Source organism: Asanoa sp. NPDC049573 (assembly GCF_040676615.1).
Classification (GTDB): Bacteria; Actinomycetota; Actinomycetes; order Mycobacteriales; family Micromonosporaceae; genus Asanoa.
This window is the reverse complement of sequence record NZ_JBFAPI010000015.1, coordinates 166,780-184,438: the sequence shown is the minus strand read 5'-3', so window position 1 is coordinate 184,438 and position 17,659 is coordinate 166,780. Positions and strand designations below refer to the sequence as shown.

Annotated in this window: 21 protein-coding genes; 9 read left to right on the top strand and 12 right to left on the bottom strand. The window is 71.3% G+C overall.

Features of this window, described 5'->3' with window-relative positions:
* The first annotated feature begins 9 nt into the window (after nt 1-9).
* Nucleotides 10-705 (top strand): type 1 glutamine amidotransferase domain-containing protein, encoded by a 696-nt coding sequence (locus AB0J74_RS29000; RefSeq protein ID WP_363453463.1) that lies wholly within the window; start codon nt 10-12, stop codon nt 703-705.
* Between the two features lie 2 nt (nt 706-707).
* Here the strand turns inward: AB0J74_RS29000 and AB0J74_RS28995 are convergent, their stop codons facing one another.
* Nucleotides 708-1,439, bottom strand: coding sequence for an SDR family oxidoreductase (locus tag AB0J74_RS28995; RefSeq protein ID WP_363453461.1), 732 nt, complete (start codon nt 1,437-1,439; stop codon nt 708-710).
* A gap of 95 nt (nt 1,440-1,534) precedes the next feature.
* On the opposite strand from AB0J74_RS28995, the gene AB0J74_RS28990 reads away from it, so the two are divergent.
* Nucleotides 1,535-2,284 carry a Stf0 family sulfotransferase gene (locus AB0J74_RS28990; RefSeq protein ID WP_363453458.1) on the top strand — a complete coding sequence of 250 codons (750 nt, stop codon included), beginning with the start codon at nt 1,535-1,537 and terminating at the stop codon, nt 2,282-2,284.
* Here the strand turns inward: AB0J74_RS28990 and AB0J74_RS28985 are convergent.
* The 3 genes from AB0J74_RS28985 to AB0J74_RS28975 all read right to left on the bottom strand — a co-directional run bounded on the left by AB0J74_RS28985 (nt 2,253) and on the right by AB0J74_RS28975 (nt 4,653).
* Nucleotides 2,253-2,804, bottom strand: coding sequence for a GNAT family N-acetyltransferase (locus AB0J74_RS28985; RefSeq protein ID WP_363453456.1), 552 nt, complete (start codon nt 2,802-2,804; stop codon nt 2,253-2,255). The two genes, AB0J74_RS28990 and AB0J74_RS28985, sit on opposite strands and share 32 nt — an antisense overlap.
* Complete coding sequence (locus tag AB0J74_RS28980) at nt 2,804-3,583, bottom strand: maleylpyruvate isomerase family mycothiol-dependent enzyme (RefSeq protein WP_363453454.1); 780 nt, start codon at nt 3,581-3,583, stop codon at nt 2,804-2,806. Before AB0J74_RS28980 ends, AB0J74_RS28985 begins: the two co-directional genes overlap by 1 nt.
* A gap of 104 nt (nt 3,584-3,687) precedes the next feature.
* Complete coding sequence (locus tag AB0J74_RS28975) at nt 3,688-4,653, bottom strand: zinc-binding dehydrogenase (RefSeq protein WP_363453452.1); 966 nt, start codon at nt 4,651-4,653, stop codon at nt 3,688-3,690.
* 118 nt (nt 4,654-4,771) lie between these two features.
* On the opposite strand from AB0J74_RS28975, the gene AB0J74_RS28970 reads away from it, so the two are divergent.
* Both AB0J74_RS28970 and AB0J74_RS28965 read left to right on the top strand, forming a co-directional pair.
* Nucleotides 4,772-5,656 (top strand): aminoglycoside phosphotransferase family protein, encoded by an 885-nt coding sequence (locus AB0J74_RS28970; RefSeq protein ID WP_363453450.1) that lies wholly within the window; start codon nt 4,772-4,774, stop codon nt 5,654-5,656.
* A gap of 122 nt (nt 5,657-5,778) precedes the next feature.
* Complete coding sequence (locus AB0J74_RS28965; protein WP_363453448.1) at nt 5,779-6,486, top strand: hypothetical protein; 708 nt, start codon at nt 5,779-5,781, stop codon at nt 6,484-6,486.
* Nucleotides 6,487-6,492: 6 nt separating this feature from the next.
* On the opposite strand, the gene AB0J74_RS28960 is transcribed toward AB0J74_RS28965, so the two are convergent.
* The 3 genes from AB0J74_RS28960 to AB0J74_RS28950 all read right to left on the bottom strand — a co-directional run bounded on the left by AB0J74_RS28960 (nt 6,493) and on the right by AB0J74_RS28950 (nt 9,131).
* The gene (locus AB0J74_RS28960; protein WP_363453446.1) at nt 6,493-7,524 is read right to left on the bottom strand and encodes an acyl-CoA desaturase; all 1,032 of its coding nucleotides are present in this window, start codon (nt 7,522-7,524) and stop codon (nt 6,493-6,495) included.
* Between the two features lie 79 nt (nt 7,525-7,603).
* Complete coding sequence (locus AB0J74_RS28955; protein ID WP_363453444.1) at nt 7,604-8,797, bottom strand: sigma-70 family RNA polymerase sigma factor; 1,194 nt, start codon at nt 8,795-8,797, stop codon at nt 7,604-7,606.
* Nucleotides 8,787-9,131, bottom strand: coding sequence for a YciI family protein (locus AB0J74_RS28950; RefSeq protein WP_363453442.1), 345 nt, complete (start codon nt 9,129-9,131; stop codon nt 8,787-8,789). Before AB0J74_RS28950 ends, AB0J74_RS28955 begins: the two co-directional genes overlap by 11 nt.
* Nucleotides 9,132-9,267: 136 nt before the next feature.
* Here AB0J74_RS28950 and AB0J74_RS28945 point away from each other — a divergent pair, with 136 nt between their 5' ends.
* The gene (locus tag AB0J74_RS28945; protein WP_363453440.1) at nt 9,268-9,753 is read left to right on the top strand and encodes an SRPBCC domain-containing protein; all 486 of its coding nucleotides are present in this window, start codon (nt 9,268-9,270) and stop codon (nt 9,751-9,753) included.
* A 171-nt stretch (nt 9,754-9,924) separates the two neighbouring features.
* On the opposite strand, the gene AB0J74_RS28940 is transcribed toward AB0J74_RS28945, so the two are convergent.
* On the bottom strand, nt 9,925-10,362 hold the full coding sequence (locus AB0J74_RS28940) for a glutaredoxin domain-containing protein (protein ID WP_363453438.1): 438 nt from the start codon (nt 10,360-10,362) through the stop codon (nt 9,925-9,927).
* A 42-nt stretch (nt 10,363-10,404) separates the two neighbouring features.
* Nucleotides 10,405-11,355 (bottom strand): inositol-3-phosphate synthase, encoded by a 951-nt coding sequence (locus tag AB0J74_RS28935; RefSeq protein ID WP_363453436.1) that lies wholly within the window; start codon nt 11,353-11,355, stop codon nt 10,405-10,407.
* A 144-nt stretch (nt 11,356-11,499) separates the two neighbouring features.
* Here AB0J74_RS28935 and AB0J74_RS28930 point away from each other — a divergent pair, with 144 nt between their 5' ends.
* A complete protein-coding gene (locus AB0J74_RS28930; protein WP_363453434.1) occupies nt 11,500-11,841 on the top strand; it encodes a hypothetical protein in 342 nt (113 codons plus the stop codon).
* 235 nt (nt 11,842-12,076) lie between these two features.
* Nucleotides 12,077-12,502 (top strand): PPOX class F420-dependent oxidoreductase, encoded by a 426-nt coding sequence (locus AB0J74_RS28925; protein WP_363453432.1) that lies wholly within the window; start codon nt 12,077-12,079, stop codon nt 12,500-12,502.
* On the opposite strand, the gene AB0J74_RS28920 is transcribed toward AB0J74_RS28925, so the two are convergent.
* A complete protein-coding gene (locus tag AB0J74_RS28920) occupies nt 12,499-13,620 on the bottom strand; it encodes an SPFH domain-containing protein (RefSeq protein WP_363453430.1) in 1,122 nt (373 codons plus the stop codon). The genes AB0J74_RS28925 and AB0J74_RS28920 overlap by 4 nt on opposite strands.
* A 13-nt stretch (nt 13,621-13,633) precedes the next feature.
* Nucleotides 13,634-13,861: a hypothetical protein gene (locus AB0J74_RS28915; protein WP_363453428.1), complete on the bottom strand. Its 228-nt coding sequence runs from the start codon at nt 13,859-13,861 to the stop codon at nt 13,634-13,636.
* 135 nt (nt 13,862-13,996) lie between these two features.
* On the opposite strand from AB0J74_RS28915, the gene AB0J74_RS28910 reads away from it, so the two are divergent.
* The gene (locus AB0J74_RS28910; RefSeq protein WP_363453426.1) at nt 13,997-14,773 is read left to right on the top strand and encodes an NAD(P)H-binding protein; all 777 of its coding nucleotides are present in this window, start codon (nt 13,997-13,999) and stop codon (nt 14,771-14,773) included.
* Between the two features lie 49 nt (nt 14,774-14,822).
* On the opposite strand, the gene AB0J74_RS28905 is transcribed toward AB0J74_RS28910, so the two are convergent.
* Complete coding sequence (locus AB0J74_RS28905; protein ID WP_363453424.1) at nt 14,823-15,602, bottom strand: hypothetical protein; 780 nt, start codon at nt 15,600-15,602, stop codon at nt 14,823-14,825.
* A 72-nt stretch (nt 15,603-15,674) separates the two neighbouring features.
* On the opposite strand from AB0J74_RS28905, the gene AB0J74_RS28900 reads away from it, so the two are divergent.
* Nucleotides 15,675-17,633 (top strand): BTAD domain-containing putative transcriptional regulator, encoded by a 1,959-nt coding sequence (locus AB0J74_RS28900; protein ID WP_363453422.1) that lies wholly within the window; start codon nt 15,675-15,677, stop codon nt 17,631-17,633.
* The last annotated feature ends 26 nt before the right edge of the window (nt 17,634-17,659 follow it).

Sequence of the window (17,659 nt, the reverse complement as noted above, 5' to 3'; positions counted from 1 at the left end):
CGGAATGTAATGGCGAAGGTACTTTTCATCGTGAGCGGAGCGACCTACTGGGTGCTCAAGGACGGCACACGGTACGCGACCGGCTATTGGGCCGAGGAGTTCGCGAATCCCTACAAGCTTCTCACGGATGCCGGCCATGAGGTCGTGGTCGCCACCCCCGGCGGGACTATTCCGAACGTCGACATGATGAGCTTGCGGCCCTCCATGGCCGGTGGCGAAAAGGGCGCCCTGGAGTTGGAGGAAATCATCCGCTCCGCCGAGGTGATGCGTCGACCGCTCCAGCTGTCGGACGTCCGGCTGGAGGACTACGACGCGGTTTACCTGCCCGGTGGTCACGGACCGATGGCGGACCTGGCCTGGGATGCCGACGTGGGTCGGCTGCTCACGGCGCAGCTTCTCTCGGGCGACCCGCTCTTCATCGTGTGTCACGCACCCGCCTCGATGCTGGCCACCCGGATCCACGGCGAATCGCCCTTCAAGGGCAAGAACGTCACGGGGTTCACCAACGAGGAGGAGGACGCGGTCGGCCTCGCGTCCAGGGCGACCTGGCTCCTGGAAACCGACCTGCGGGAGAAGGTCCACGTGAACTACAGCCGCGGCCCGATCTGGGAGCCGTACATGGTCGAGGACGGCAACCTCGTCACCGGGCAGAACCCGCACTCCGCCGCCGTTCTGGGTGATCGGATGCTGGAAATCCTCAAGTGACCTCAGTGCCCCGCGCTCTGGCCACCGTCGACGTGGGAGATCTCGCCGGTGACGAAGGGGGCCTGCTCCAGGTAGAGGACCGCGCGTACCACGTCGTCGATCTCGCCCATTCGGTTGACCGGGTGGAGCGCGGCCTGCAAGCCGTCCGGGTCGTCGGGGTGCATCGGCGAGCGGATGACGCCGAGCGCGACAGCGTTGAACCGGATACCGCGGGTGGCGTACTCGATCGCCAATGACTTGGTGACGGCGTTCAGGCCACCTTTGGTGAGCGATGCGAGCCCTGCGGCCACCCGGGCGTCGGCGTTGTCGACCAGGCTGGTGGAAATGTTCACCACGTGCCCGCCGCCGTCGCGGGAGAGCATCGCCTTGATCGCGCTGCGGGCCGTGTCGAAGAAACCCCGCAGGTTCACCCCGGCGACCTTCTCGTAGTCGGCGTCGGTGTAGTCCGTGAACGGCTTGGAGACGAAGAGCCCGGCGCAGTGGACCAACGTGTCGACGCGGCCGAAGCGGGCCATGGCCGCGTCCACGATCCGTGCTCCGGCGCCGAACTCGGATACGTCGTCGGACACGGCGAGCACCTCGGGATCCACCGACGGCAGGATGGCGAGCCCGGTCGCGACAACGGCGTAACCAAGGCCGCGGTAGCCGGCCACGACGGCCGCTCCGATGCCTCCCGAGCCCCCCGTGACGACGGCGACCTTCTGCGTGGCGTACATAAGGGAATCATTCGCCACCAGCACTCCCAGGTGCGTGTACGGCACGGGGTGTGTCGCCGCCATCGGGCCGGTTGGCCGACGTGGTGTTGCGACACAGTGGTTGACTGCGGACCGTGGTCAGCGACAACGACATCGACGCATACCTGATCTGCGGTACGCCGCGGACCGGCAGCACGCTGCTGTGTGGGCTGCTCCGGGACACCGGCGTCGCCGGGCGGCCGGAGTCCTACTTCCGGGTGCCGGGCGAAGACATGTGGGCCGACCGGTGGCGGCTGCCGCGCGACGAGCACGGTGCGTTCGACTACCGCGACTACCTACGCGCGGCCATCGCGGAGGGGACGACGCCGAACGGCGTCTTCGCCGCCCGGGTCATGTGGGGAACGTTGGACGAACTGGTGGCCAAGCTCGGCGCCGTCCATGGTGATCGTCGGTCGGGCGCCGACCTCGACCTGCTGACCCGAGCATTCGGGCGCCTTCGCTTCGTCCATCTCTGGCGGGAAGACACGGTCGCGCAGGCGGTCTCGTGGGCGCGCGCTGAACAGACCCGCTTCTGGCAGCACGGCGACGCCGTGTCGCCCGGCCGCGAGCCCCGCTTCGACTTCGGGCAGATCCACGATCTCGTCCAGACCATCGGCGAACACAACGACGCCTGGCGGAACTGGTTCACGACGTTCGGCGTCCGGCCGCACACCGTTCGCTACGAAGACCTCACCACCGAGATCGACCGGGTCACCGGCGGCATCCTCGCCTTCCTCGGGCTGGATCCGCCGGCGGGGCAGGCGTTCGTTCCCCGTCACCGCCGGCAGGCCGACCAGCTCAACCACGACTGGGTCAGCCGCTACCGCGCGCGAGCCGGTCGGTGACCCCCAGGTCCATGGCGTAGACCCGGACCGCGCGGCCACCCGAGGGTTCGGTCGTCTCGCGTTCGAGGTGCATGCCGATCTTGATCATCACGCGGGCGGAGGCGTCGTTGCCGACCTGGTGGATGCTGACCAGGCGGTCGAGGCCGAGGCCGTCGCGCGCGTGGTCGACCACCGCCCGGGCCGCCTCGGTGGCCAGGCCCTGTCCCCAGTGCCGCCGGCCCAGCCGCCAGCCGATCTCGACGGCCGGCAGGATCTCCGGGAGGAACGTCGGCACCGCGAGGCCGGTGAACCCGGCCAACTCGCCGGTCTGCCGCACGACGAGGGCGTACAGGCCGAAGCCGTGTTCCGCCCAATGCCGCCGATACGCGTCAAGGCGCTCCGCCGCGCCTGCCCGGTCCAGCACACGGCCGTCGCGTATCCAGCGCATCACCTCGGGTTGGGCGGTGATCTCGGCGAAGGCGTCCAGGTCGTCGTCCTGCCACCGGCGCAGCAGAATTCTGGGTGTGAGCAGTTCGTCCATCAACCGGCGACCCAGTCCATGTGCTCGATCCAGTGTCGCAGCAGCGCCCGGTCGCCGTGCAGGTCGAGCGTGGGGGTCGCGTCCAGCGAGCGACGCCGGCTGAGCACGAGCAGCAGGTCGGCGGCCGGGCCGCGGACGGCGACGTCGGCCTTGGTGTGTGTGCGTTCCAGGACGACCTTGTCCGGCTCGCGCCGGGCCACCCATTCCCCGGCCGCGTCGGTCGCGTGGAAGTGCAGGGTCTGCCCGTCGCCGCGGATCGCGTCGGCGAAGCCCGCCCTGTTCTCCCAGTAGCCGCGTGAGGTCATGTTGGCGAGCCAGTCTTCGATGGCCGCCGCGGCCGGCTCCGGCGCCAACTCGTATTCCTCGCCCAGCGCCGCGGCCGCGTCCGCGCGATGCACGCACGCCTCGCCGAAGAGCCGACGCGACCAGAACGGCACGCCCGCTTCCCCGCCGGACGGGTCCCACACCGGTGTGTCGTCGGTGACCGACGCGAACGCCCGCTCCGCCTCGGCCGCCGTGCCGGTCAGCCAGGCGCGCCACTGGGCCGGATCGGTCGGACCGGGGACATGGCCCGCGAACGCCCGGCTCGGCTCGGTCATCCGCTCACCCACGAGCATCGACACCATGCGCTGTGTCGAGCCGACATGGTCGACGAGATCGACCAGCGTCCACTCCGGACAGGTCGGCACCGGCGTCGCCGGGTCCCGCCCGTGCACCCAATCGGCGAAAATGCTCGTCTGGTCGACAACGGCGTTCACGTACTCGGACGTCTCTATCACCGCACCTCCATCTGCCAAGAAGCCATCCTGCCCGAGGTGGCCGCGACCGGACCGCGCGGGACGGAGCTTCTGAGGGGCGCTCGCCGAGCGCGTTCGCCGCGTGATCAGACCAACAGCAGCGTCTTACCCACCGCTGTGCGGTTCTCGATCGCGGCGTGCGCGTCGGCCGCCCGCTCCAGCGGGAAGGTCTGGCCGACCAGCGGCGTGATCCGGCCGTTCGCGACCTCGTCGAGCGCGCGGGCCAGGTAGCCCCGGAATCGCTCGGGGCTCAACTGCACGGCGTCGATGCCGGTCGCGGTGATGCCCCGGGCCCGCGCGACGTCGGGGTCGGCGACGGCGAAACCGCCCGCGGGCGTGCCGTGCGCCGAGAACCGGCCGCCGGCCGTCACGAGGTCGAACGCCGCGCGCCCGTACTCGCCGCCCGCGCCGTCGAGCACGACGTCGAGACCGCCGGTGGCGTCGCGCACCTGGTCGGTCCAGCCGGGCGTGGAGTAGTCCACCACGACGTCGGCGCCGAGCCGGCGGAGGCGTTCGAGCTTGGCGGCGCCGCGGGCGGCGGCGACCACCGTGGCGCCCGCCGCGTGCGCGATCTGCACCAGGATCGCGCCGAGCCCGCCGCCGGCGGCGGTCACCAGCACGCGGTCGCCCGCCACGGGCTTGACGATGTCGGCCAGCGCCAGCGCGGTGACCCCGTCGTGCAGCACGGCCGCGGCGTCGCGCAGGCTCACGTCGTCGGGCACGGTGACCAGACCTTCGGCCGGCACGACCGCCCGTTCCACATAGCCGCCGGTGGGGCCGCTGCGCGCGACCACCCGGCGGGCCGTCCATTGTGGATCAGCGCCCGGGCCGACGGCCGCGACCGTGCCGGCCACCCCGACACCCGGCCGGTAGGGCGGCCGCACCGGGAACGCCGCTCCGCCGTTGCCACGGCGAACCATCGTCTCCAGCCAGAGCGTGTCGGCCACCTCCACGGCGACCACGACCTCGCCCGCGCCGGGGATCGGGTCGGCGACCTCCACCGGCACGAGCACCTCCGGTCCGCCGAACTCCCGTATCTCGATAACGCGCATCCTGACTACCCTCCCGTTGATCCTTGATCCCAGCCTTCAACCTCAACCGGACTTCAGGTCAACAGCACGCGCCGACACAACCAGGCGCGGGCTCGACAGCATGATGGATCATCGGCTGATGCGTGAGGTCACCGCCGAACTTGTCCAGGAACTGGTCCGCGACCAGCACCCCGACCTCGCCGACCGGCCGGTCCGGCCGGGACCGCGCGGCTGGGACAACCAACTCTGGCGGCTCGGCGACGACCTGGCCGTGCGACTGCCCTTCGCGACCGGGTCCGCCGACGAACTGCTGCGCAACGAACACGCCTGGCTGCCCACGCTGGCACCGCGCCTGCCGCTGCCGATTCCGGTGCCCCAGCGACTCGGTGAGCCCACCGCGCGGTTCCCGCGTCCCTGGCTCATCACCACCTGGGTTCCGGGCACGCCGGCCGACCTGGCCCCGGTCATCCGAGGCCACGAAGCGGCCGAGGTGTTGGCCACCTTCCTGACCGCCCTGCACCAACCGGCACCCGACGACGCACCCACCGGCCGCGACCGCGGCGGCCCGCTGGCCGAGCGGGCCGACCAGTTCGCCCACGGGGTCGCCACCGCCACCGAGCGCGGGCTGGTCGACGAGCCGGACGCCGTCCGCGCCGTCTGGCACGACGCGGTCACCGCGGCACCGTGGACCGGGCCGCGGTTGTGGATCCACGCGGACCTGCACCCGGCGAACGTCCTCACCGCCGACGGCACGCTCTGCGGAGTGATCGACTTCGGCGATGTCTGCGCCGGGGACCCCGCGTACGACCTCGCCGCCGCCTGGCTTCTGCTGCCCGACGACGCCGTCGACCGGTTCCACGCGGTCTACCGGGTGACCCCCGACACCGTCCGCCGGGCCCGAGGCTGGGCGATGGCGCGCGTGCTCAGCGGCATCCTCATCGCCGCCGACGCCGGCCCCGGCGGCAAGCCCACCTGGGGCCCACCCGCCCGCGCCGCCCTGCGCCGCCTGGTCGCCACGGCGTAGCCCAGGTCACACAACAAATCCTCAGGCAGCTGTCCGCCTACTTTCAACTGAGCGACGCATCGTTGAGCATCGCGCCCGCCGTATCGGCGCGGGTGCGCGCGCACGGGGAGGTACGTCGCCAGATGTCCGGTGAAAGCCGCAAGGCTCGCGCGGCCGCGGCCCGCAAGGCCATGGAAACGGCGCGGAAGCGCGACCGCCGGCGGCGGCACCTCTTCACCGGCGGCATCGTCGGCGTGGTCGTGCTCGTCGTGGTCGGCGTTGTGCTCGCGCTCACGTTGCACCGGTCGTCGCCGGCTTCCGCCGCGGCGGCCGGGATTCCGAGCTCACCGGCGGCCACCGCCCAAGGCCGCACCGACCCGCCGCCGTGGGCGGTGCCCGCCGACCCCGCGGCGCACGTGCGGGCCGCCGGGCTGCCGATGCTGGGCACCGAGGGCACCGTCGAGCACATCCACGCCCATCTCGACATCAGCGTCAACGGCCAGCCTGTCGTGGTGCCGGCCCTGATCGGCATCGACGAGACCACCGGCGAACTGAGCCCGCTGCACACCCACGACACCAGCGGGGTGATCCACGTCGAGTCGCCCGTCCAGGCCGACTTCAGCCTGGGCCAGGTGTTCACCGAGTGGCAGGTGTCGCTGTCCGGCGACCACATCGGCAGTCTCAAGACCGGCAACGGCGAGGAACTCCACGCGTACGTGAACGGCAAGCTCCAGCAGGGCGACCCGGCCGGCATCGTGCTGCACGCCCACGACGAGATCGCGCTGGTCTACGGCACCGCGGCCCAGCAGGCCAACCCGCCGGCGACGTTCACGTTCCCGGCCGGCCTGTAAGAGCGGTCAGGCCCGCGCGTGCGCGGCGCGCGCCGGTGCGCCGACCTCGTGCAGGTGTCGCAGGGCCTGGCGGTAGGAGGCGACGAGACTCGTCTGCTCGTACGCGATGCCGAGCTCGGCGCAATGGGCCCGCACGATCGGCTGGGCCTTGCGCAGGTTGGGTGCCGGCATGCCGGGGAACAGGTGGTGCTCGATCTGGTAGTTCAGGCCGCCCAGCGCGGCGTCGGTCAGCCAGCCACCGCGGACGTTGCGTGAGGTCAGCACCTGCTTGCGCAGGAAGTCCTCGTCGCCGGTGGGGTGCGGCATGCCCTTGTGGTTGGGTGCGAAGGTCATGCCGAGGTAGACACCGAACAGCGCCTGATGCAGCAGCAGGAACGCGATCGCCTGAAGCGGCGACAGCACGACGAACAGCGCCGCCAGATAGCCCACCGCGTGCAGGACGAGCAGGGCGCTCTCCAGATCGCGACGCTTCACCACGCCGCCGCGGAGGGCCTTGACGCTCGACACCTTCAGGTCGATGGCGAGCAGGGTCAGCAGGGGGAAGAACAATGCGGCCTGGTGCCGGGTGATGAAACCCTTCAGCCCGCGCCGGCCGAGCGCCGACTCGGTGGCCCAGATCAGCACCTCGGGCGCCACATCCGGGTCGAGGTCGTCGTGGTTGGGGTTGTTGTGGTGCCGGGTGTGCTTGTCCATCCACCACCCGTAGCTCATCCCGACGCCGAGGTTTCCGGCGATCCGTCCCGCGATCTCGCTCGGGCGCTTGGTGCGGAACACCTGGCGGTGGGCCAGATCGTGCGCCACCAGGGCGACCTGGGTGAAGGTGACGGCTAGGAAGGCGGCCGTCACGAGTTGCCACCAGGACGAACCGATCAGGAAGAACGCGGTCCAACCACCGGCGAGCATCAGCGATACGACGCTGAGGCGGGCCACGTAGTAGGCGGGCCGGCGCCGCATCAGCCCCGCGCCGGTGATTCGACGGGAGAGGATGGCGAAGTCGCTGCCGGTTGTGGGGCGCGACGGTGCCACGGTGAGTGTCATGGCTCCATCGAACGGGTCGGCGCCGCGAAAGTCAGTAACGCTAGCGTCCGGACCTACCTGGGGCTACTACCACCAAGCGTCAGGAACAGTCGGCCAGCCGGCTGGCGAGAAAGCGCCGCTCGGGCTCGGTCTGGGCGAGGTCGAGGGCCTGGCGGTAGGCGGCGCGGGCCTCGGCGGCGCGGCCGGCGCGACGCAGGAGGTCGGCGCGAGTCGAGTGGAAATACCGGTAGTGGTCCAGGTCGAGTCCGTCGAGGATGGCCAGGCCGGCGGCCGGGCCGTCGAGTTCGGCCACGGCGATCGCCCGGTTGAGCTCGACGATCGGTGAGCCGGTCTGGCGGCCCAGCGTTTCGTAGAGCAGGGCGATCGACCGCCAGTCGCGCGGCTGGCCGAGGTGCAGGTCGGCGATAGCCGCCTGGACCAGGTAGGGCCCGGTGCGGCCGCGGGCCAGCGCCCGCCCGAGCAGCGCGCGGCCCTCGTCGATCTGGCGCGGGTCCCACAGTGTGCGGTCCTGGTCGTCGAGGGGCACCACCTGCCCGTCGCGCACCCGGGCCGCCCTTCGGGCGTCGTGCAGCAGCATCAGCGCGAGCAACGCGAGCGCCTCGGGCTCGTCGGGCATCAGGCCGGCCAGCGCCCGGCCGAGGTGGATCGCTTCCGCGGCGAGGTCGACCCGACCGCCACCCCAGCCCTGGTTGAAGATCAGGTAGACCACCGCCAGGACGGCCGCCAGCCGGTCGGGCAACTGGTGGTCGGGTGGCACCGCGAACGGGATCCGTGCGTCGCGGATCTTGTGTTTTGCCCTGGTCAGACGCTTGCTCATGGTCTCGAACGGGAGCAGGAAGGCGAGCGCGATCTCTTCCGTCGACAGGCCGCCGAGGGTACGCAGAGTCAGCGCCACCTGCGCCTCCAGCGAGAGGGCCGGGTGGCAACAGGTGAAGATCAGTTCCAGTCGTTCGTCCGGGATCGTGGCGGTGCCGTCCACGAATGCCTCCGCTCCGGTCGGCCCGGCCGGCGCGGTCTCGAGGTCGCGGGCGAGCAACTTGGTCTTGGCGGCCAGCACCTGCTGGCGCCGCAGGTGGTCGATGGCGCGGTTGCGGGCCGTGGTGACCAACCAGCCGGTCGGGTTGGCGGGTTCTCCGTCACGGGGCCACCGCTCGGCCGCGACGGCGAACGCCTCGGCCGCCGCGTCCTCGGCCACCTCGATGTCGCCGAGGATCCCGACCAGGGTGGCCAGCACGCGCCCCCACTGCTCACGGAAGACGGCGTCAAGTGCCACGGAAGCGTCCGTCGAGGATCGGGCGTACCTCGATCGCGGTTCCTGGCCTGGTCACCCGAAGCAGGTCTGCGGCGATGACGAGGGCGCCGTCGAGGTTGTCGGCCTCGACCACGATCACGCCGGCCAGGTACTCCTTGCTGTCGACGAAGGGCCCGTCGGTCAGCAGGACTCCGCGGTCGCCGTTGCGCAGGGTCGTCGCCGACTCCTCGGCGTGCAGCCGGGCCCAGCCGGCGACGTCGGGGCGGTCGAGTTGGGCGGCGAGGGCGACCGGGATCGGGCGGTCGGCGCGCTCGGTCTCCTCGGGCGGGGAGTAGGCGAGCAGGGCGTACTGCATGGGTCCTCCTGTCGTGGGCTTCCGGGTATCGACGAACGGCACCGCTCCGAACGGACAACAAATTAACCGGCCGCCCGATGTCCGTCCGCCATCGGTCCGTTCGTTACTGCTCCAGACCGATCGAAAGGACAAGCCAATGCCTGACAGCAAACCGGCACGGTACGAACGGACCTACGCCGCTCCGGCCGAACTGATCTGGACGCTGTGGACCACCGCCGCCGGCCTGGACGAATGGTTCGCACCGCGCGGCTTCGAGACCAGGGTGAGCGACCTCGCGCTCCGGCCCGGCGGCGAACTGCGCTACACGATGACTGCGATCGGCCCTGAGCAGGTCGCGTTCATGCGGGAGGCGGGCATGCCGCTCTCGTCGGAGGTGCGCAAGACGTTCCGCGAGGTCGAGCCGCCGAACCGGCTGGCCTACGTCTCGATGATCGACTTCGTGCCCGGCCACGAGCCCTACGAGCACCTGACCACCGTCGACATCGAGCCGGCCGGTGACCGCACGACGGTCGTCATGACCCTCGACCCGCTGCACGACGAGACCTGGACCCGGCAACACCGCGCCCACCGCGGCGACGAACTCGACAACCTCGACGCGGCGGTCAGGCGGCGCCTGAGCTGATCCCGGCGCCGCGCGCGGGTCGGTGACCTCGTCGACCGGGGCCCGCGCGATTCCCGTGTCCTCGCGTCGTCACGAGGGCTGACCCGCAGGTGGATTCCGGCGGTGCGGCCGCCTGGCCGCACCGCCGCTCCGACGGCGCCCCACCCGACCCGAAACACGGCGCCGCCCGGCTCAGTTGACCAGGCGCAGCCGCTCGCGCAACCAGGCCGGGTCGGGGTTGACGTGCGGCTGGCCGTCGAGCTCGACGGTCGGCACGGTCTCGTCGCCGCCGGTGATCGCCCGGACCGCCGCCGCCCCGGCCGGGTCGGCCCAGATGTTGACCCAGTGCGCCCGCCGGCCGTCGCGGCCGAGCCGCAGCCGCAGGCGCTGGCAGTAGGCACAGCCGGGCCGCCAGTAGATGACCGGCCGCCCGTCGTGGCCGCGGCGCCGCTGCGCCTCGGCCGCACCCACCGAGCGTGGGAAGGCCAACGGCGACCAGGAAAACGCCAGCAGGGCGAACGCCGCGAACTCGACGAGGCCGAGCAGACGACCGCCGCCGGCGAACTGGACGACGGCCACGAAAACGCCCACGGCCAGCGCGAGACCGGCCAACCGCCAACTTCGGAACACGCGGCAAGGCTACTTCCAGGACCCGTGGCCGAGAGAAGGCTGTCAGATCGCGGTGCCGGGTGGCGACTTGAGCAGCGGCGAGGCCTCGACCGGGTAGCCGCCGCGGCCGTCGCGGAGCGCGCTGGCCGCGATGCGGATCAGGTCGATGTTGACGCCCGCGGCGCCGCTCGGGTCGTCCACCTTCAGTTTCACGTCGAGGCTGACCGTCGTCTCGCCCCAGCCCCGCGCCTCGATGTTGAGGTGGGCAACCTTCTGCGAACCCAGCTGCGAGAGGTAGCCGAGCGGTGCGACCTGGACCTTGTCGGCCGCCGGCAGCGCGTTGAGCTTCGACTGCTTCTTGGTGTTGGGGTTCTCGACCAGGTTGCGGAAGTCTTCGGTGCCGCCCAGGTTGACCTGATACGAGCTGGTCAGGGTGAGGCCGCGCTCCGCGAGCAGCCGCAGCAACGAGTTGTGCAGCACCGACGTGCCGAACTGGCTGGCCAGGTCGTCGCCGATCAGGGGCAGCCCGGCCACCGCGAACTGCTCGATCCACAATGGATCACGAGCGATCGGGTCCGAGGTGGTGTTGACGAAGGCGACCCCGGCGTCATGGGCCGCCTGGGCGTAGGCCCGGGCGGTGTCCGGCCGGCCGCTGGGCGCCGAATAGAGCAGCACCTCGGTTTCCGCCCCGGCCAGCGCCGCCGCCACCCGGTCGATCCCGCCGGAGTCGACAAGGCCCCTGGTCACCGGGACGCCGGCGGGCGGCAGGGCGGCGGCGAGGCGGGGGAAGTTGTTGGGTGGCAGGAAGATTGCCTCGGTCACGTCCTTGCCCACCTTGGCATCGGAGGCCGCGAACGCGGCGACGACGTCGATGTCGGCGACGCCGAGGCCGTCGATGACCGGCGTCCGGATGCCGACCAGGCTCCCGGTCTCCCGATAGAGAGCGATCCCCTGCACCAGCGCCGACGTGTTGTTACCGACACCCACCACCGCGACCCGAGCCTGTTCGATCATGAACGCGACAGTACGCGGCCCGCGCTCGGCAATGATCGCGTAGGTTGTCCGGATGCCGGTCGCGCTCATCGATCAATCCAGCCGCCGCGTGCGCGCGGTCGCCGCGGCGGCCTCGTCGCGATCGGGCTGGTCGGCGGCCTGCTAATGGCGAAGCTCACCGGCGACACACATACGGCGCGGTCCGAGCCTCTGACCGGCACGGTGACCTGGTCGAACGACCGCGCCAGGCTCATCGCGTTCGAGCAGGACGGCGTGCCCCGCGACCCCAACGACGGGGACACCATCTATCAGGTGATCGCCGACAACTGGCAGGACGCCAACGGCACCATCCATTCCGACGAAACCTATCCGACCTGCCTGGCCGGTGAGGGCGACGCCCCGGTCTCGATGGACCGGCACCGCGTCGAACTCGACGTCATCCACCGCGATTCGGGCGGCGCGGGCAAGCCCGACCACATCGCGCTGCAGGTCCACTGCCTCGACTAGCATCCGGCGCCGCCCTGCCACCGGCGATCACGCCCCGGGCGTCCAGGTGACGCTCCTGGCCTCCGACGAGGAACGGGAGTCCATTGTCGACCGGATCGGCGACGAACCGGAACGGTCGGCCTGGCTGCTGTTGGTCGACGAGGTGCCCGGCGGTCGGTCGGGCTAGCCCCCGAGCGAATCCCCGGCTCGCCCATGTTGCGGGCCTCTGGGCGGTTCTGGCCGTAATGTGATGCTTATGGGTGAGCGCATGGCCGAGGACGAGTGGAAGGCCTTCATCATGGAGGGCACCCGCACCGGCATGCTGGCCACAGTGCGGGCGGATGGCAGCCCGCATGTCGTGCCTATGTGGTTCCTCCTCGATGGTGACGATCTCGTTTTCACGACTGAGAATGACAACGTCAAGGCCCACAACCTGGTCCGCGACGACCGGGCGGCCAGCTGCGTCGACGACGAGCGGCCGCCCTATTCGTTCGCGATGCTGACCGGGCGGGTAACCATCTCCGAAGATCCCGGCCAACTGCGCCACTGGGCGGGCCGGATCGCGGCCCGTTACATGGGCGAGGGCCGCGCCGAGGAATACAGCCGGCGCAACAGCGTGCCCGGCATGCTGTTGGTGCGGATGCGGGTCGAGCAGGTCGCCGCCGAGCACGCCATCGCCTAGGGCAGACGTGGCGGCTGCGCGATGACCGGCGCCGGCGCCGCGTCCATGCCCTTGCGCACGGTGTCCAACAGCGCCATCCCCTGCGCCGCCAGCGACGCGACCACGCTGTTGAGCCCCTCTGCTCCATTGAGGACCGTCAGGTTGGCACCCTGCAGGCCTTGCGCCGCCGCCCGCAGCAGCTCCGGCAACTGCTGGATGACCAGCTGGTCCAGCGCGATCCGGTCCGACGCCGCCGCCGCCTCGGCGGACAGCTTGGTCGCGTCGGCCTGGGCCCGGGCCAGCGTGGTGATCCGCTCCGCCTCCGCCTGCGCCGGCCGCACCACCTCCGCCACCAGTTCCACCTGCCGCAACTCGGCGTACTTCTGCGCGACCAGCGCGCGCTCGACCAGCACGCTCTGCTGCGCCTGGGCAGCGGCCAGCGGACCCGCCTGCGCGGCCGTCTGCTGGGCCTGGTCGATCTCCGCCTGGTAGCGGGCCTGCGCGATCGCCGTCTGCCGGGCGTACTCCGCCTGGTTCCGCACGCTCTCCTGTTGCGCCATGGCGCTGGCCTGGTCAGCGGCGGCCTGCGCCACCTTGGCTTCCTGGTTGACCCTGGCCTGGTGCGGCGCGGCCAGCGCCCGGATGTAGCCGGCGCCCTTGTCGTCGATGCTGCTGATCTGAAGCGAGTCGATGTCGAGGCCGATCCGGGCCATCTCGGTCTTGCTCGCGTCGACGATCGCGTCGGCCAGCGTCTGCTGCTCGCGGATGATCGCTTCGACCGTCATGCTGCCGATGATGCTGCGCAGGTGGCCGCTGAAGATGCGGCCGACGAGGACCGGCATCTGCGACTGGTCGCCCTGGAAGCGGCGCGCGGCGGCGGCGATCGACTCGTGGTCGTCACCGACCTTGAAGGCGATGACCGACCGGACAGCCAGGGTCAGGCCCTGCTGGGTGTAGCAGTCCTCCTCGACCTCAGCCTCCTGCATGGCCAGGGTCAGGCGGGTGGCCTTGGAGAAGATCGGGACAACGAAGGCCCCATGGCCGGTGACGATTTTGAACGGTAGGGCGTCCGCGCCGCGTTGTTTGCGGCCGCTGATCAGGAGCGCCTCGTTGGGTGCGGGCACCCGGTAACCGAACATGGCTGTGCCTCTTTCATGGTGTGTGCTGTGGCGTCGGTGACCACGGTTCGACGTCCACCTGGCGCGCGCCGCGATAGTGGATGACGAGCACATGAGCGCCGATGGCGATCGGCTCGACGGAGTATGCGAGGTAGTGGTGTGGGACGCCCTGGACCTTGACCCGGATCTCGCCGGCCCGGTCGCCGCCGCGGACCGCGGTGACCACCACGCCGATCTTGCCGACCAGTGCCTGACCGCGCACTACCGCTCCCCACCGTCGCCTCGTCGCGCTGGGTCGCGCGTCGAGACCTCTGCGCTCCCGATTGTGCACCCGCCCGATCGGCCGGTGTGTCCCCCGATCAGGCGCCGCGATGTGACGCACGGCAAGATCGGACAGATGAGGATCGCGATCACCGGGGGTACGGGGCGGGTCGGCGGCCGGGTTGCCGAGTTGTTGACCGCGACCGGGCAGCACGAGGTGATCGCCCTCAACAGCCGGATTGCACCGTACGACGACCCGGCGGCGCTGCGGGCCGCGTTCTCCGGTGTGGACACTCTCGTCTTCGTCTCCAGTGACGGCGAGGCGGCCCGGGTGGTCGTACACCACCGCAACGTCGTGGAGGCGGCGACCGCGGCCGGCGTCGGGCACGTCGTGCTGCTCAGCGGCCTCGACGTGGCGCTGGAGTCGCCCTTCTGCTACGCGTTCACCAACGGCGACACCGAGCGGCTGTTGCGGGCCAGCGGGCTCGCGTACTCCATCGTCCGCGCGGGTCTGTTCGCCGAGTTCTTCCTGGGCCTGGTGCGCGGCGCCGGCGACCCGGCCGCACTCCCCGCCGCCGACTCCCGCGTGTCGCTGGTGGCCCGCGACGACGTGGCACAGTGCCTGGCCGCGCTGGCACTGGGCGCACCCACCAACCGGGCGCACGACGTGACCGGGCCGGACAGCCTGACCGTGGCCGAGGTCGTGGAACAGGCCGGTGTCGAGTACGCCGAAGCCAGCGTCGCCGAGTTCGCGGCGACGCTGGCGCGTGGCGGCGAGGAGCCGTGGTGGGTCTACGCCTACTGCTCGATGTTCGAGTCGATCCGGCAGGACCGGTGGTCGCGCACGTCCGATGCGGTGGCCGTGCTCACCGGCCGCCCGCCGACCCGGTTCGAGCAGGTGCTGCGCGGGTGAGCCCGCCCCGTGCGACCCCCGTCGTCACCGGACCGGGCGGGCCGCCGCGTCAGCTGTTGAGCAGGTCGTAGGCCGCCGCCGGGGCGTCCTGGCTCGCGCTCGCGGCCGGTGCGTTCACCTCGGGCGCGCTGCCGTACTCGCTGTAGGTGGCGTGGTGGGTGAAGGCCTTGACCTTGGCGTAGCCCGGCACCTTGATGTCGATCGTCGCCAGCCGGCCCGCGTCGTCGAGGGTCGCGGTGAACGGCACCGCCTCGGCCTTGGCGCCCAGCGCCTTAAGCCCGTCGTCGTCGACGATCGAGGCGACCGTGGCCTTGGTCAGGTCGAGAGTGCCGGTGAACGTGCCGGGCTTGTCCTCCGACACCTTGACGATCGCGTCAAACAGGTCGGCGGCCGCGACCGGGTCGGGGTCTTCGAGGTTGGTGAACGGGTCGTCCTTGACCTTCGACGTGTCGAGCCGCAACCACTTCTTCGGCAGTTGCGGCAACCCCGGCAACTTCTTGTCAAAGCTGATCTTGACCCACTGGTCCTTCTTGATGACGAGGTAGGACATGGTCAGCGTGAAGCCCAGATCTTTCTCCTTGTACGAGGTGGTCATGCTGATTCGCTGGCTCTTCGGGTCGACCACCCCGCTCGTGTTGCTCTCGCCGTCTTTGAACGAGAACGCGTAGCGGCCGGCGGACCCGTCCGGCACAGAGGCCGCCAGCTTCTCCCGCGCGGACGGCGGCGCGGTGGTCGCGGGTGCGGATGGCTCGCTCCCGAGCGCGCCGCAGCCGGCGAGCAGCGCGGTCGCCGCGCCGGCGACGAGGGCGGTGATGATGCGTCGTCTCATTGCGTTTCTCTCCGTCGGTCGGGGTGTCACGGCGGAGATCGTCGGGGACCGCGCTGCCGTACCGCTGCCGTTATGCTGCGGTGCACTGCCGATCGGCTGCCGTGCCCGGGCGACCAGGCGTTACCCGAGGTCAGCGAGGGCAAGGGGAAGAGGGTTTTGCCGCACCGCTTCGAGATCCTGGGGCCGGTCCGGGTGGTCGACGACGATCACGAGGTCGATCTGGGGCCCGGTAAACAGCGCGCCGTGCTCGCGGTGTTGCTGCTCAACGCCAACAAACCGGTCCCGACGAACCAGATCGTCGACGCCGTGTGGCAGGACGAACCGCCGGAAAACGGCGCCAACGTGGTCCAGAAATACATCGCCGGCCTGCGCCGCGCGCTGGAGCCCGACCGGTCGCCCCGTACCCCCGGTCAGTTGCTCGCGTTGACCGAGGCCGGCTATCTCGCGCGGGTGCCCGGCAACGGGCTGGACGCCGATCTCTTCCATGACTGTGTACGCGCGGCGCGCGCCAGCCAGGCCGCCGGCCGGCTCGACGAGGCCTCCGCCGAGCTGCGCGCCGCCTTGGCGCTATGGCGGGGCGAGGCCCTGGCCGGGCTGTCCGGCGGCTACTTCACCGCGGCCCGCGACCGGCTCGCCGACGGAAGGTGTGCCGCGTACGAGACGCTCGCCGAGATCGAGCTGGCCCGCGGCCGGCACGCCAGCCTGGTGCCCGAGTTGGTGCGCCTGGTCGCCGAGTACCCGCTCCGCGAGCGGCTGCGCCATCAGTTGATCCTGGCGCTCTACCGCAGCGGGCGGCAGGCCGAGGCGCTGGCCGCGTTCCGCGCCACCCGCCAGTTCCTCGCCGACGAGTTCGGGGTCGAGCCCGGCAACGAGCTGCAGGACCTGCACCGGCGGATGCTGCGGTCCGATCCGGCGCTGCTCGGGTCGCCGCACGCGGAAGCCAGGCCGCCCGCGCCGCCCTCGCCATTCGCGCCTGCGGCGCCTGCGCCGCTTGTGCCCGGCGCGCCACCTGCGTCCGCTGCGCTGGCCGCGCCGCTTGCGCCCGCCGGGCCACCTGCGCCCGCCGGGCCACCTGCGCCCGCCGGGTCGGCTGGGCCCGCTGGGCCGGCTGGGCCCGCTGGGCCACCTGCACCCGCTGCGCTGGCCGCACCGCCTGCGCCCGCCGGGCCCATCGGGCCCGCTGCGCCCGCTGGGCCATTTGCGTCCGCTGGGCCACCCGCGCCCACCGCGCCACCCGCGCCCACCGCACCACCTGCGCCCGCTGGGCCGGCTGCGCCGCCCGCATATCCCCTGCCGACCGCGCCGCCCGCCCAGCAGGTCCGCCTACCCATGCCGGTCGCTGGTCCGCAAGGGCCGGGCCGAACCTTTCGGTGGGGTGATCCGCCGCCGAACTGGGTGCGGGCTTGTGCGGTCCTGGTCACCCTCGCCGGCGCCGGGCTGGTGACCTGGCTGGTCATCGGTGCCTACGCGGTCAACCGGCGCAGCCGGATCCTCGGTGCCATCTCCGCCGCCTACTTCGGGCTCGGCGCCGTGAGCTGCGCGATCGTCGACGCCACGGTCGACGATCCCAACGCTGGTGGCTACGCGATCGGGATGTGGTTCTTCGCCTGGTTCGGCGGCGCCGTGCATGTCGGCCTGCTCAACTTCCTACCCAAGCGCGCTCAGGCCGATCTCGAACGGCGCGTACGGCGGCAACAGGCGCTCGAGTTGCTCCAGCACCATCCGTCGTTGGCGGCCGAACTCGGCATCGGGCGTCCGGACCTGCCCGGCCACTTCGACGACGGCGGCCTGGTCGACGTCAACGCCGTACCCGAAACGGTCCTGGCGGGGTTGCCCGGTGTCGGACCCCAGCGGGCCTGGGCGATCGTCGTCGACCGGTCGCGGCGCGGACCCTTCACGACGGTCGACGACCTGGTCACCCGCGGCCTGCTGGTGCCGGCCGAGCTCGACTCGCTCCGCGACGTGCTGATCAGCCAGAAAATCTTGAGCCGGGATGTCGATCCGGCTCCGGACCGCTCGACCTTGGCGTGAAAGGGTCGAGAACGACCCGCCGCACG

Excerpts from the sequence above, each read along its gene's own strand:
- AB0J74_RS29000 (WP_363453463.1), top strand. The coding sequence starts at position 10 with ATGGCGAAGGTACTTTTCATCGTGAGCGGAGCGACCTACTGGGTGCTC.
- AB0J74_RS28985 (WP_363453456.1), bottom strand. The coding sequence starts at position 2,804 with ATGGACGAACTGCTCACACCCAGAATTCTGCTGCGCCGGTGGCAGGAC.
- AB0J74_RS28975 (WP_363453452.1), bottom strand. The coding sequence starts at position 4,653 with ATGCGCGTTATCGAGATACGGGAGTTCGGCGGACCGGAGGTGCTCGTG.
- AB0J74_RS28970 (WP_363453450.1), top strand. The coding sequence starts at position 4,772 with ATGCGTGAGGTCACCGCCGAACTTGTCCAGGAACTGGTCCGCGACCAG.
- AB0J74_RS28965 (WP_363453448.1), top strand. The coding sequence starts at position 5,779 with ATGTCCGGTGAAAGCCGCAAGGCTCGCGCGGCCGCGGCCCGCAAGGCC.
- AB0J74_RS28960 (WP_363453446.1), bottom strand. The coding sequence starts at position 7,524 with ATGACACTCACCGTGGCACCGTCGCGCCCCACAACCGGCAGCGACTTC.
- AB0J74_RS28950 (WP_363453442.1), bottom strand. The coding sequence starts at position 9,131 with ATGCAGTACGCCCTGCTCGCCTACTCCCCGCCCGAGGAGACCGAGCGC.
- AB0J74_RS28945 (WP_363453440.1), top strand. The coding sequence starts at position 9,268 with ATGCCTGACAGCAAACCGGCACGGTACGAACGGACCTACGCCGCTCCG.
- AB0J74_RS28935 (WP_363453436.1), bottom strand. The coding sequence starts at position 11,355 with ATGATCGAACAGGCTCGGGTCGCGGTGGTGGGTGTCGGTAACAACACG.
- AB0J74_RS28930 (WP_363453434.1), top strand. The coding sequence starts at position 11,500 with ATGGCGAAGCTCACCGGCGACACACATACGGCGCGGTCCGAGCCTCTG.
- AB0J74_RS28925 (WP_363453432.1), top strand. The coding sequence starts at position 12,077 with ATGGGTGAGCGCATGGCCGAGGACGAGTGGAAGGCCTTCATCATGGAG.
- AB0J74_RS28920 (WP_363453430.1), bottom strand. The coding sequence starts at position 13,620 with ATGTTCGGTTACCGGGTGCCCGCACCCAACGAGGCGCTCCTGATCAGC.
- AB0J74_RS28910 (WP_363453426.1), top strand. The coding sequence starts at position 13,997 with ATGAGGATCGCGATCACCGGGGGTACGGGGCGGGTCGGCGGCCGGGTT.
- AB0J74_RS28905 (WP_363453424.1), bottom strand. The coding sequence starts at position 15,602 with ATGAGACGACGCATCATCACCGCCCTCGTCGCCGGCGCGGCGACCGCG.
- AB0J74_RS28900 (WP_363453422.1), top strand. The coding sequence starts at position 15,675 with ATGCTGCGGTGCACTGCCGATCGGCTGCCGTGCCCGGGCGACCAGGCG.